The 13,073-nt window shown below is 63.4% G+C and carries 14 protein-coding genes; 12 read left to right on the top strand and 2 right to left on the bottom strand.

All coding sequences use genetic code 11. The features are described from left to right. The first annotated feature begins 103 nt into the window (after positions 1-103). The 5 genes from ACT53T_RS05625 to ACT53T_RS05605 all read left to right on the top strand — a co-directional run bounded on the left by ACT53T_RS05625 (position 104) and on the right by ACT53T_RS05605 (position 3,835). On the top strand, positions 104-946 hold the full coding sequence (locus ACT53T_RS05625; RefSeq protein ID WP_476160463.1) for a peptidoglycan-binding domain-containing protein: 843 nt from the start codon (positions 104-106) through the stop codon (positions 944-946). Positions 947-1,005: 59 nt separating this feature from the next. After that, on the top strand, positions 1,006-1,509 hold the full coding sequence (locus ACT53T_RS05620) for a GFA family protein (RefSeq protein ID WP_476160462.1): 504 nt from the start codon (positions 1,006-1,008) through the stop codon (positions 1,507-1,509). A gap of 105 nt (positions 1,510-1,614) precedes the next feature. Then, positions 1,615-2,784, top strand: a complete 1,170-nt coding sequence (locus tag ACT53T_RS05615) for an AI-2E family transporter (RefSeq protein ID WP_400769162.1) — start codon at positions 1,615-1,617, stop codon at positions 2,782-2,784. 166 nt (positions 2,785-2,950) lie between these two features. Then, positions 2,951-3,169 carry a translation initiation factor IF-1 gene (gene infA, locus ACT53T_RS05610; RefSeq protein ID WP_018266249.1) on the top strand — a complete coding sequence of 73 codons (219 nt, stop codon included), beginning with the start codon at positions 2,951-2,953 and terminating at the stop codon, positions 3,167-3,169. Positions 3,170-3,178: 9 nt separating this feature from the next. Beyond that, the gene (locus ACT53T_RS05605; RefSeq protein WP_400769158.1) at positions 3,179-3,835 is read left to right on the top strand and encodes a Maf-like protein; all 657 of its coding nucleotides are present in this window, start codon (positions 3,179-3,181) and stop codon (positions 3,833-3,835) included. A gap of 4 nt (positions 3,836-3,839) precedes the next feature. Here the strand turns inward: ACT53T_RS05605 and alr are convergent, their stop codons facing one another. Beyond that, positions 3,840-4,985 (bottom strand): alanine racemase, encoded by a 1,146-nt coding sequence (gene alr, locus ACT53T_RS05600; protein WP_476160461.1) that lies wholly within the window; start codon positions 4,983-4,985, stop codon positions 3,840-3,842. A 99-nt stretch (positions 4,986-5,084) separates the two neighbouring features. Beyond that, entirely contained in the window at positions 5,085-5,807 is a 723-nt protein-coding gene (locus tag ACT53T_RS05595; RefSeq protein WP_018266246.1) for a response regulator transcription factor, read from the bottom strand. Positions 5,808-6,288: 481 nt separating this feature from the next. Here ACT53T_RS05595 and sdhC point away from each other — a divergent pair, with 481 nt between their 5' ends. From sdhC to ACT53T_RS05560, 7 genes are all read left to right on the top strand, one after another. Further along, positions 6,289-6,702 carry a succinate dehydrogenase, cytochrome b556 subunit gene (sdhC, locus tag ACT53T_RS05590; protein WP_476160460.1) on the top strand — a complete coding sequence of 138 codons (414 nt, stop codon included), beginning with the start codon at positions 6,289-6,291 and terminating at the stop codon, positions 6,700-6,702. A gap of 55 nt (positions 6,703-6,757) precedes the next feature. Further along, positions 6,758-7,144: a succinate dehydrogenase, hydrophobic membrane anchor protein gene (sdhD, locus tag ACT53T_RS05585; RefSeq protein ID WP_018266244.1), complete on the top strand. Its 387-nt coding sequence runs from the start codon at positions 6,758-6,760 to the stop codon at positions 7,142-7,144. Positions 7,145-7,185: 41 nt separating this feature from the next. Next, positions 7,186-9,015 carry a succinate dehydrogenase flavoprotein subunit gene (sdhA, locus tag ACT53T_RS05580; RefSeq protein WP_400769151.1) on the top strand — a complete coding sequence of 610 codons (1,830 nt, stop codon included), beginning with the start codon at positions 7,186-7,188 and terminating at the stop codon, positions 9,013-9,015. 49 nt (positions 9,016-9,064) lie between these two features. Beyond that, complete coding sequence (locus ACT53T_RS05575; RefSeq protein ID WP_018266242.1) at positions 9,065-9,850, top strand: succinate dehydrogenase iron-sulfur subunit; 786 nt, start codon at positions 9,065-9,067, stop codon at positions 9,848-9,850. Positions 9,851-9,975: 125 nt separating this feature from the next. Further along, a complete protein-coding gene (locus tag ACT53T_RS05570) occupies positions 9,976-10,332 on the top strand; it encodes a hypothetical protein (protein WP_476160459.1) in 357 nt (118 codons plus the stop codon). A 159-nt stretch (positions 10,333-10,491) separates the two neighbouring features. After that, positions 10,492-11,526, top strand: coding sequence for an aspartate-semialdehyde dehydrogenase (locus ACT53T_RS05565; RefSeq protein ID WP_026191433.1), 1,035 nt, complete (start codon positions 10,492-10,494; stop codon positions 11,524-11,526). A gap of 87 nt (positions 11,527-11,613) precedes the next feature. Continuing rightward, positions 11,614-12,771, top strand: a complete 1,158-nt coding sequence (locus ACT53T_RS05560) for an AAA family ATPase (RefSeq protein ID WP_476160458.1) — start codon at positions 11,614-11,616, stop codon at positions 12,769-12,771. Positions 12,772-13,073: the final 302 nt, after the last annotated feature.

The raw sequence follows: 13,073 nt of genomic DNA, 5'->3' as shown, positions 1-13,073 counted from the left end.
ACTCGGAGACGTTTTTGATCGTTCGCCGATGGGCCTCGATGCATGCGCGGAAGCCGCGCCGCGAGGAAATTCGACCATCGTCGCTTTTCGAAGAGGAATCGTCATGGCCCAGTCATGGTTGCGTCCCGGGCAGCTGCTGAGTTTCGGATGCCGAGGCTCGGAGGTCTCGCACGCCCAGCATTATCTCAACGCCGCTCCTCCCTCTTCGCTCGATGGTCTCGCTGTCGATGGAATTTTCGGACCGCTGACCAAGGGCCGCGTCATCGAGTTTCAGCGGAGCAGGGGCTTGATCGCCGATGGCGTCATCGGCCCGCATACCGCTCCGGCCTTGGCGCTGACCTTGGGAGAAATCGACGAGGCGATCAAAGAAATGCGGAAAATGCTGGAGCTGGCCGGCGTCGAAAATCGCCAATTGAACGAATTCGATCGCAAGACCGCGAAATATGTCGGTGATCTGGTTCCCGTCACAGGCGGCGCGGTGGTGGCGATCCCCGTTATCCTCATAGTGATCATTCTGATGTATGTGGCGCTGGTCGCGATGCTGAACGCCAACCCGCGCGCGCGGCAAGACTTCGATCGTTTCATGAACCGCAAGGTCGAGGAATTGCGCGAGGCGATGAATCTTCCCTCACCCGGGCAAGTGCTGCAGCGCGTTATCGAAAATATACGTGAGATGGTGATGGAGTTCATAAAGCGGCTCGCGCAGGAACGCGCCAAATGCGACCCGACCCCGGAGAAAATGGCAAAATGCTCGAAGCAGAGCATGGCGGTCGCCGTGGCGACGCAAAACCTCATTCACAAGCTCGGCGAGCTGACCTTCGTCGGGTCGAGAGGGTTCAAGCTGGAGGATCTGGTCAAGGGCATTCTGGCGTCTTGCGGGGCCTTGGTCGCCGCCTATGCGGAGCTCGGCAAATGCCTCGATTGCGAGTTCATCAAGTTTCTGTGATGGGGTGATTGGAAGGCGCGGCGCGCCCGCCGCGCGAGGGTCGCCGGAGGATTTGGATCGTGCCTCACGTATCCCGAAGCTTCACCTGCGCCTGCGGGCGCGTGCGCTGCGAGGCGGTCGGTGAGCCGATCGTCAGCGCCGTCTGCTATTGCTCCGATTGCCAGGAGGGCGGCCGCAGGATCGAATCTCTGCCCCATGCCCATCTCCTGCGCGATCCCGACGGCGGCACGCCTTATCTCACCTATCGCGACGACCGTTTTCGCTGCGTCGCGGGCGCGGAACTGCTCGAGGATCACCGGCTGAAGCCCGATTCGCCGACCCGCAGAGTGGTCGCCTCCTGCTGCAGCACGGGCATGTTCCTGAAATTCGATCCCGGCTTCTGGGTTTCCACCTATCGGCTGCGCTATGTCGGCGATCTGCCGCCCATAGAAATGCGAACTAAGGTCGCGCGCCGCCGCTCCTCGCTGCCGCTGCCGCAGGATGCGCCGAGCTTTCGCGGCTTTCCGCTGCGGCTCTTCGGGCGGCTGATCGTGGCGCGGCTCGCCATGGCGCTCGGGCGATAGGCGTAAACGCAGCCGCGGGCGTGAAACCATTGCCGATCCGCGCTATGTTGTCCGGGGGGAGGCGCGTCGCAGCGGCGGGGCGCAGAAAAAATTGGGGATAGCTCGGTGATCGAGGACCAGCGCGAAGCGTCCGGCCGGCGGCGGCTCAACGCGACACTCATCGACCTGATCATCCGGCTCGGCGCGCTCGGCGCGCTCGCCTATTGGTCCTTCCTGCTGGTGCGGCCCTTCGTCACCATCGTGACCTGGAGCGCCATTCTCGCCGTGGCGCTCTATCCCATCTTTGAATGGATGAGTGGCCGGCTCGGCGGCCGCCGGCGGCTGGCGGCGACGATCATCACTTTTCTCGGCCTGCTCTTCGTCATCGGGCCGGCGACCTGGCTCGGCCTCGGCGTCGTCGACGGCCTGCGCGCGCTCGCCGATCGAATCGACGCCGGCGGCGTCTGGGTGCCGCCGCCGCCCGAAACCTTGCGCACTTGGCCCTTCGTCGGCGAATCGGCGTACGAATTCTGGGAGCTCGCCTCCACCAATCTGCGCAGCGCGCTGGCCCAGGCGCTGCCGCAGCTCAAGCCCTATGGCGAGATCGCGCTGGACGCGACCAAGAACGCCGGCGCCGGCGTGTTCAAATTCCTGATCTCGGTCATTATCGCCGGCTTTCTGTTCGCGCCCGGGCCGGCGCTGGTGCGCGCCATCAAGACCGCGGTGACGCGCATCGATTCGAAACGCGCCGAGCATTTCGTCGAGCTCGCCGGCTCGACGATCCGCACCGTCTCGCGAGGCGTCATCGGCGTGTCGCTGCTGCAGGCGGCGATCGGCGGCCTCGGCCTGCAGCTCGCCGGCGCGCCGGGCGCGAGCCTGCTGACCCTGTGCATATTGGTGCTCGCCATCGTCCAGATCGGGCCGCTGATGGTGGTGGTTCCCTCCATCATCTGGGCCTGGACGGAGATGCAGACGCTGCCGGCGCTGCTCTTCACCTGCTGCATGTTGACGGTGACGCTGGTCGACAATGTGCTGAAGCCCATCGTCATCGCGCGCGGGCTCACGACGCCGCTGCTGGTCATTATCGTCGGCGTCATCGGCGGCGTGCTGGTGCATGGAATCATTGGCCTTTTCGTCGGCCCAGTGGTGCTCGCCGTCGCCTGGGAGCTGCTCAGCGCCTGGGCGGGGGACAGCAAGGGCGGCGCCCTCGTCCCATCGGCGGGCGAGGCCGCTCCCGAGCCCCGCGTGATCGAGCCGCCCGCCGCCGGCTCGATCGTCCACGCCCCGGAGCGCTGAAGCGCGCGACGGAGCAAAAGGCGAGGTTCACAAATCGGCCGTACTCGATTAGGGTCCGGCGCGGATTTGCGCGTCCCGGCTTCGATCCCATATTGATGAGCGCCCGCTTCGCAAGCGGGCCTTTCGCTATCCGAGGTCCGCTAACGGCCTCTGAAGAAGGAACCACATGGCCAAGGAAGAACTGTTGGAGTTTCCCGGAGTCGTCACCGAGCTGCTGCCCAGCGCGATGTTTCGGGTCAAGCTCGAGAACGAGCACGAGATCATCGCCCATACGGCCGGCAAGATGCGCAAGAACCGCATCCGTGTGCTCACCGGGGACAAGGTTCTCGTGGAGATGACGCCCTATGACCTCACCAAAGGGCGGATTACCTATCGTTTCAAATAATTTCGATTTATGGCGGAGCCGATCGTCTTGACGTCCCACCCGACCGACACGCGGCCCAAGCTGGTGCTGGCCTCTGCCTCGCCCCGCAGGCTCGAGCTGCTGCAGCAGATCGGCCTCGACGCCGACGCTCTGCTGCCGACCGACATTGACGAGACTCCGCAGCGCAACGAGCTGCCGCGCAGCCTCGCCCAGCGTCTCGCCGGCGAGAAGGCCGCCGCGGCCATAAAGATAAGGGCCTATCAGCCCCATCTCGAGGGCAGCTATGTGCTCGCGGCCGACACTGTGGTGGCCGTGGGGCGACGAATCCTGCCCAAATGCGAGGACATAGAGCAGGCCGAGGATTGCCTGCGCCTGCTCTCCGGCCGCCAGCATAGGGTTTTTACCGGCGTCACGCTGATCACCCCGCGCGGGGCCGAGCGCCGTCGCCTGGTCGAATCGCGCCTGCGCTTCAAGCGCCTCTCCTCGACCGAGATCGACGCCTATCTCGCGTCCGGCGAATGGCGCGGCAAGGCGGGCGGCTATGCGATTCAGGGGCTCGCGGGCGCTTTCGCGGTGCGGCTCATCGGCTCTTATTCGGCCGTCGTCGGCCTGCCGCTCTATGAGACCGCCTCGCTGCTGGCCGGCGAGGGCTATCCGGTGCTGACGCCCTGGTTCGAGCGGGCGTGAGCCCTTACCCTCCGATATAGACCCGCTCATAGCGCCGGCCGAGCCGGGTCAAAATCTCATAGCCGATCGTTCCGCAGCGCAGCGCCAGCTCGTCGACGCCGATCGTCTCGCCCAAAAGCTCGGCGGTCTGGCCGCGATAGACGGCGCCTTCGGGGACGTCGGTCACATCCAGCATGACGAAATCCATCGACACGCGGCCGACGATCGGGCAGCGCCGTCCGGCGACGATCGCCTCCGGGGCGGGCCGGCCCGGGCCGGCGACGGCGGCCGGAAAGCCGTCGCCATAGCCGAGGCCGAGCGTCGCCAGCCGCGTCGGCCGCGTCGCCGTCCACACGCCGTCATAGCCGACGCTCTCGCCGGCCTCGATCCGGCGCGTCGCCAGAATCGGGGCCTCGAGCCGGGCGACGGTTCGCATCGGATTGGGCGCCGCCGGCGTCGGATTGCCGCCGTAGAGGGCGTAGCCGGGGCGCAGAAGATCGTAATGCGGCTTCTGCTCCAGAAAGATTCCCGAGGAATTGCTGAGCGAGGCCGGCACGCCGGGGAAAGCGCGCCGCGCCGTCTCGAAAGCGGCGATCTGCCCCGCATTGCGCGGGTCCTCGGCCCATTGCGCGCAGACGAAATGGCTCATCGTCAGCGTGAGGTCGATGTCCTGCGCCGCCGTGGCCGCGGCCTCGGCGTCTCGCAGCGAAAGTCCCAGCCGATTCATGCCGGTGTCGAATTGCAGCGCGGCCGGCAGGCGGCGGCCGATAGAGCGGCCGAAGGCCGCCCATTCGCGGATTTCCTCCAGCGAGGCCAGAACCGGGCGCAGCCGTCCCGCGGCGAGCGCGCGGGCGCCGCCGGGCGGCAGTCCCTCGAGCACATAGACGATGGCCCGCGGCGCGACGGCGCGGATGCGCTCGCCTTCCCCGGCGGTGGCGACGAAAAAACTGCGGCAGCCGGCGGCCGCCAGCGCGCGCACGGTCGGCTCGGCGCCCAATCCATAAGCGTCGGCTTTGACCACGGCCGCGCATTCGCTCGCGCTGGCGAGCGCGGCGAGCCGTCGCCAATTGGCGACGAGGGCGGCAAGATCGATGGTGAGCGCCGCCCCCGCGCGCGCCTCGGCGGGGGCGGTCTCATTCAGGGGCGCTCGGGCCGAACGGTCGAATCTCATGAGGCAATATTCTAGCGCCGGAGCATGGCGTTCGCATGGCCAATTGCATGCGCCATGCCCCGGCGTCGTTAATTTTGGCGATTTGCCGCGTCGATCGCGTCAGCGGCGGGGCAGATTCACGCCCGAATCGACCATCTGCCGCGGGGCCGGAGTCCCGAGGCGGGCGGTCGGATCGGCCGGGGGCCGCGGCGCGCCGAGGCGGACGGCCGGATCGGGCCGGGGCGCGCCCAGCGAGATGCGGACGAGATCGGCGACGCTCTTGACGCGCATCTTGGTCATGATGTGCGAGCGATGCGTCTCCACCGTGCGGGCGCTGATGCCGAGCTCATGGGCGATGACCTTGTTGAGCTTGCCCTCGACGAGGCCGGCGAGCACGTCGTTCTCACGATTGGTGAGCGTGGCGAGCCGGCCGGGCGTGGTCCGCGCGCGGCCGCGATAGGCGCGGTGGTCGATGCGGCGGGTCAGCGCCTGCTGCACCGAAGCGAGCAGCTTCGCCTCATTGATAGGCAGCTCGAGCAGATCGAACGCGCCTTCCTTCATCACTTGGATCGCGCCACGCACATTGGCCTGCGCGGTGACGACGATGATCGGCAATTCGACCCGCCGCGCCTTGGCGTCTCTCAACAGCTCGATCCCGATCATATCGGGCATGTCCACATAGATGATGACGCAGCCGCGGCTGTCGGTCTCGACGGCTTCGAAGAAGCGTCCCGCGTCCTCATGGAGGCGGAGGTGAAAATCCGCCTTGTCCAGGGCGCTCGTCAGAGACGAGCGGATGATCGGATCGACGTTCAAGATATGGATGGTTTCACTGTAATTCATAGATCGCTCGCGAGATGAGTTGACGAAAAAGTCATTCGACGAGACCAGCGAACTCAAGCCGCCGACAAAATAGTCGGCAGTCCGACGTCACGGCAACACGACGCTTACTCGGGGCGCCGACGCAACATTACGAACTCTCGAGCCACGCAGACCAACCTCGACGCTCAACGCTACTCGACACGTCCGCAGCCGGTGGAGAAAAAGCCGGCTCCGAACGACGATGCGCCGGCTGGTCCCGGGCAACGTCGGCGGCTGCATGTTAACAGATCGTAACGCACGCGCCACGTTTTTCGACTCGAATCCTACGCATCGGCGCATCGATTGCGTCGGGCGTCGCGACGCGTTACGTAAGTCATGCGTCCTTTCGCCGCGATGCACGAGTCACGAAATGCTTGGCGCCTCCGTTCGGATACGTGTGTTGCAGCGGCGACGCGATTGAATTATCAGTCCCAGCCGAGCCTCGAGCGGAGAGAAATTGAAAATGGCCGACGCCGATCCTGTGAGCGAGAGCCTCGCCGCCGCGCGGCCGCTCTCTCCCCATCTGACGATCTACAAGCCCGTCCTCACAATGGCGATGTCGATCGCGCATCGCATCACCGGCGCGGCGCTCTATGTCGGCGCGCTTCTGCTCGCGCTCTATTTCCTCGGATTGGCGCTCGGTCCTTCGGCCTTCGAGGCCGTGTCCTGGATCGCCAATTCTCTCGTCGGGCGGATCTTCGTTCTGCTGTTCAGCTGGGCGCTGTTTCATCATCTGCTCGGCGGCGTGCGTCACGCGATATGGGATCGCGGCCTCTATCTCGATCGCGATGGCCGCGAGCTGCTGGCCAAGGCGACCTTGGGCGGCGGCGTGGCGCTGACGGCGCTCTTGTGGATCGCATCCTCGCTCTTCGGCTGAGACTGCGGCGGCGCCTGTCGCGCTATAATCGAACTAGATCGATGGAGAAACCGATATGTCGAGATTCCAGAGCGGCCGCAGCGGCAAGGGAGACGCCTTCGTCTCCGATCGCTCCGGCTCGCTGCATGCGCTCGCCATGCGGCACAGCGCGCGCGCGCTGGCGCCGCTCGCTCTGCTCTCGATCTGGCAAATCGTCGGTCTCGTCGGCAAGCCCTATGAGGCCGCGCGCGCAGAGATCGGAAGGCCGCTGCCGGCCATAGCGCTCATCGCCTTCATCGTCGTCGTCGCCTATCACGCGCGGCTCGGCGTGGAGAACATCATCGAGGATTATGTTCACGACGAAGCGCTGAAGGCGAAGGCGCTCATCGTCAACAAATGGCTGGTGATCGCGATCGCGGCGATCTGGACGCTCGCCATAATGATCATCGCCGCGCCGCGCTGACGCGCGTTCGCGCTCGGGCGCTCTTTCGACGAGGATTGGGAATGGCTGCGAACGGCAAGACGACGGTGAACATCGGGGGCAGGGCCTATCCGATCGTCGATCATACATTCGACGTCGTCGTCGTCGGCGCGGGCGGCGCGGGACTGCGCGCCGTCGTCGGCTGCGCCAAGGCGGGGCTGAAGGCCGCCTGCATCACAAAAGTGTTTCCCACACGTTCGCATACGGTGGCGGCGCAGGGCGGCGTCGCCGCGGCGCTGGCCAATATGGGGCCGGACGATTGGAAATGGCACATGTACGACACCGTCAAGGGCTCCGACTGGCTCGGAGACCAGGACGCGATCGAATATCTGTGCCGCAACGCGCCGCAAGCCGTCTATGAGCTCGAGCATTGGGGCGTGCCCTTCTCGCGCACCGAGGACGGACGCATCTATCAGCGGCCCTTCGGCGGCATGACGACGGATTACGGCAGAGGCCCGCCCGCGCAGCGCACTTGCGCCGCGGCCGACCGCACCGGCCATGCGATGCTGCATACGCTCTATGGGCAGGCGCTGCGTCACGACACGGAATTCTTCGTCGAATATTTCGCCATCGATCTCATCGTCGATGCGGAGGGCGCCGTGCGCGGCGTCGTCTGCTTGAAGCTCGACGACGGCACGATCCATCGTTTCCGCGCCGCGCTCACCGTGCTGGCGACGGGCGGCTATGGCCGCACCTATCTCTCCGCGACCTCGGCGCACACATGCACGGGCGACGGCGGCGGCATGGCGCTGCGCGCCGGCTTGCCCTTGCAGGATATGGAATTCGTGCAATTCCACCCGACCGGCATTTATGGCGCGGGCTGCTTGATTACCGAGGGCGCGCGCGGCGAGGGCGGCTATCTGACGAATAGCGAGGGCGAGCGCTTCATGGAGCGCTATGCGCCGTCTGTGAAAGATCTCGCGCCGCGCGACATGGTCTCGCGCGCGATGACGGTGGAGATTCGCGAGGGCCGCGGCGTCGGCAAGTTGAAGGATCACATCCATCTGCATCTCGAGCATTTGGACCCTGCGATCCTGCATGAGCGCCTACCGGGCATTTCCGAGAGCGCGAAGATTTTCGCCGGCGTCGATGTGACGCGCGAGCCCATTCCGGTGCTGCCGACCGTGCATTACAACATGGGCGGCATACCGACGAATTTTCACGGCGAGGCGCTGCGCCGCGTCGGCGCCGATCCCGATGTCGTCGTGCCGGGCCTGATGGCGATCGGCGAGGCGGCTTGCGTCTCCGTGCATGGCGCCAATCGTCTCGGCTCCAATTCGCTGGTCGATCTCGTGGTCTTCGGCCGCGCCGCCGGCCAGCGCGCCGCCGAGCTGGTGAAGCCCGGCCAGACGCAGCCCGAGCTGCCCGCCGACTCCGCCGAGCTCGCACTGTCGCGTCTCGACGCGCGGCGCTTCGCCTCCGGCTCGATCGCGACCGCCGATCTGCGGCTCGAGATGCAGCGCGTGATGCAATCGCATTGCGCCGTCTATCGCGCCGGCGAGGTGCTGGAGGAGGGATCGCAGGCGATCCATGCGGTGTGGAAGAAGAGCGACGACGTCAAGGTTTCGGATCGCTCGCTGATCTGGAACTCCGATCTCGTCGAGACGCTGGAATATGACAATCTCATCGTCCAGGCCGTGGTGACGATGGATTCGGCGAAGAACCGCACCGAATCCCGCGGCGCTCACGCCCGCGAGGATTTTCCCGACCGCGACGACGCCGATTGGATGAAGCACACGCTCTCGACGATCGACGAGGCGGGCAAGAGTGTTGCGATCGACTACCGCCCGGTGCACAGCTACACGCTGTCCAATGAGGTGGCTTATATCGAGCCGAAGGCGCGAGTGTATTGAGCGCGTGATCGCCGGCTTCGAAGCCGCATAGAATGCGAGTGGACAAATCATGGTCGAATTCGTCCTTCCCAAATCCTCCCGCCCCGTCGAGGGCAAGGTCTGGCCGCGGCCCGAGGGCGCGAGCCGGGTGAGGGAGTTCCGCATCTATCGCTTCGACCCCGATGAGGCGTCGAACCCGCGCATAGACACTTATTACGTCGATCTCGACGATTGCGGGCCGATGGTTCTCGACGCGATCATCTGGATCAAGAACAAGATCGATCCGACGCTCACCTTCCGCCGCTCCTGCCGCGAGGGCATTTGCGGCTCCTGCGCGATGAATATCGACGGGCTCAACACGCTCGCCTGCACAAAGGGCATGGACGAGATCGAGGGGGCGATAAAGCTCTATCCGCTGCCGCATATGCCGGTGGTGAAGGATCTCGTGCCCGATCTCGCCGATTTCTACGCCCAGCACGCCGCCATCGAGCCCTGGCTGCAGACGGTGACGCCGGAGCCGGAGAAGGAATGGCTGCAGGCGCCGGACGACCGCCGCAAGCTCGACGGGCTCTATGAGTGCATTCTGTGCGCCTGCTGCTCCACCTCCTGCCCCAGCTATTGGTGGAACCGGGACCGATTCCTGGGCCCGGCGGCGCTGTTGCAGGCCTATCGCTGGGTGGTGGACAGCCGCGACGAATCGACGGCCGAGCGCGTCGCCTATGTCGACGACGCCTTCCGCCTCTATCGCTGCCACACGATTCTGAACTGCTCCAACGCCTGCCCGAAGAGCCTGTTGCCGGGGACCGCCATCGCCGAGCTCAAAAATCTGGCCATCGCGCAGACGACCGGCGAGTGAGGAAAACGGAGCCGGCGCCGTAATGGCGCCTGTTTTTGTGCGCAATCTTCGCCTCGGGATCGCCGGAACTTGTCTTTTTTCCGGCCTGGGAGCATTTTGGAGCTGATGCTCGAGGAGTAGCCGCCATGCGATCGCGCCTTCTTCTGGTCGCCGCTATTTTCGCCTTTTCGTCCGCGCTGCCGCTCTCCGCGGGGGCGGAGGATGCGCTCGACCCCAGCCGGCTGGATACGTCCGCCGCCGGAGCCGCCAAGGCGAAGCCGAAGAAAAACAAACAGCAGCAACAGGCTACGGCTGGTCAGCCGGCCGCGCCCGGCAAGCCGCCGGCCAAGGCCGAGAACCGCCAATTCGGCGAGCTCGAGGGCTGGTCGCCGGGCAAATCCCCGCCCAAGAAGAAAGAAAAAGAGGACGAAGGCTCACGTTTCGGCAAGGCGCCGGTGAGCATGGGCAATAACGGCAATATGTCTGTCGGCATGCCTTTCTGAGCCCGTCTGCCGCGGCGCCCGCCGCCGTGGCCGAGCTGCGAGATCGATGCGAAGCCGCTCCGTGGCCGAATGGCCAGCGGGGCCGCTTCGCTATTCTCGTCCATTCCCTCGACAAAAGGCGCGCCCGCCGTCATAAGCGGGCAAAAGGAGTTCCATCCCATGGGTTACAAGGTCGCCGTCGCGGGCGCCACGGGCAATGTGGGCCGCGAGATGCTCGACATTCTGGCGGAGCGCCGCTTTCCGGTCTCGGAAGTGGTCGCGCTGGCTTCGTCCCGCTCCATCGGGACGGAAGTGTCGTTCGGCGACAAGATTCTCAAATGCCGCCATCTCGACACTTATGATTTCTCGGACACGGATATTTGTCTGATGTCGGCGGGCGGCGACGTCGCGCGCGAATGGGCGCCGCGTATCGGCGCCAAGGGCTGCGTCGTCATCGACAACAGCTCCGCCTGGCGCATGGACCCGGATGTTCCGCTGGTGGTGCCGGAGGTCAACGCCGACGCCGCGGCGGGCTTCACGAAAAAGCACATCATCGCCAATCCCAACTGCTCCACCGCGCAGCTGGTCGTGGCGCTGAAGCCGCTGCACGACGCCGCCAAGATCAAGCGCGTCGTCGTCTCGACCTATCAATCCGTTTCGGGCGCGGGCAAGGAGGGCATGGACGAGCTGTTCTCGCAGACGCGCTCGGTCTTTGTCTCCGATCCTCTGGAATCGAAGAAATTCCCCAAGCGCATCGCCTTCAACCTCATTCCGCAGATCGACGTCTTCATGGAGGACGGCTTCACCAAGGAAGAGTGGAAGATGGTGGTGGAGACGAAGAAGATTTTGGACCCCAAGATCAAGCTCGTCGCCACTTGCGTGCGCGTGCCGGTGTTCATCGGCCATAGCGAGGCGATCAATATCGAGTTCGAGAATCCGCTGTCGCCGGAGGATGCGCGCAATATTCTGCGCGAGGCGCCCGGCGTGCTCGTCATCGATAAGCACGAGCCCGGCGGCTACATCACGCCGCACGAGGCGGCCGGCGAGGACGCGACCTATATCTCGCGCATTCGCGACGATCCGACCGTCGAGAATGGCCTCGTTCTGTGGTGCGTCTCCGACAATCTGCGCAAGGGCGCGGCGCTGAACGCGGTGCAGATCGCCGAAGTGCTGGCGAACCGCAAGCTCATCACGCCGAAGCAGAAGGCGGCTTGAAGGCGCGTCGGCCTTTGTCGTCAGTTCCTCGATATAGATTCGGACGTGACGCACTCACGTGATCGACATCAGACGGGCGCATAGGTCATGCTCATTTCTCACGTCAAGCTCCAGAATTGGAAAAACTTCCAGCACGCGGAAGCAAAGTTTTTGGACGTGACCTATGTGCTCGGCGCGAATGCGACAGGTAAATCCAATCTTCTCGACGTCTTCCGTTTTTTGCGGGATATCGCGAAGGCGCAAGGCGGAGGCCTTCAGAAAGCGGTTGCGGATAGAGGGGGACTGACGAAACTCCGTTGTTTACATGCTCGAAACAAACCCGAGATCGTCATCGAGGTTCACCTCTCTGATAAATTCGATGATCCGCAGCCTATGTGGAGATACGTTCTCGCAATCAAGTCGGAAAGCAATAAAATCAAGAGACCGCTCATTGCCGCAGAGGAAGTTTATAAGGCCGTAGACGGCAAAGAAATCTGCCTGCTCAAACGACCAGATGAAACCGACCTTTCGGATAGGGAGCGCCTTACGCAGACATCGTTGGAACAAATTCAGACGAATTCTCAGTTCAGAGAACTGGCTGATCATTTCAGTGAGATAACTTATCTTCATCTGGTGCCTCAGCTTGTCAAGTTTGGAAGTGCGATCGGGGGGCAGACGGTCGAAAGCGATCCATTCGGCCAAGCATTTCTCGAGCATGTAGCCAAATCAAATGCGCGAACAAGAAATTCACGATTGGCGCGCATACAAAAGGCGTTGTCGATCGCTGTGCCTCTCTTCGAGGAAATAAAATTTGAACGTGATGAGATCACCGGACGCCCACATTTAGAGGCGAGATATGCACATCATCGTCCGGGTGCGGGGTGGCAACGGGAGGATCAGTTCTCTGATGGTACTTTACGATTGATCGCTTTGTTTTGGTTGCTAATGGAAAGTAATCATCTGCTACTATTAGAGGAGCCGGAGCTTTCTCTCGACGAGGAAATAGTGCGAAATCTTCCTCGTCTAATCGAGCAGGTACGGCGCTCAACCAGTCAGATAATCATTAGCACTCATAGCCAATCGTTGCTAAGCAATAATAGCGTTGATGGAAGGGGTGTTATTTGGCTAGAGCGTATTCAGGAGGGAACAACGGTTCATTTGCCAACAGATCAAGAACTCGGGCTAATGAGAGATGGCTATTCACCGGCGGAAATCCTTTTGTCACAAGCGCATCCAAAAAAACTGCATAAGATGGTTTTGAACTGATGTTGCTCGTTGCGACGGAAGACGAGCTGAGCGAGGCAGTCGTTTGTCGACTTGTCATCGAAGCTCGAGGAAGCGACGAGGGCCTCCGCAGGGTTCGGAGGGAAGGCAATGGTTATCTTCGACGGAACATCGACAAATTCTGTGAAACGGCGAGGAGAATTCCGGTCATTGTGCTCACGGACCTCGATGCGGTTTCTTGCCCTTCTATGCTTATTCGTGAGTGGTTTGGAACGAAGATTTGTCCCTCGAAGCTCGTATTCCGAGTAGCTGTTCGTGAAGTCGAAACATGGTTGTTGGCGGAT

The sequence above is a fragment of the Methylosinus sp. DMC45 genome, from assembly GCF_056313885.1.
This window is presented reverse-complemented; position numbering and strand designations above follow the sequence as displayed.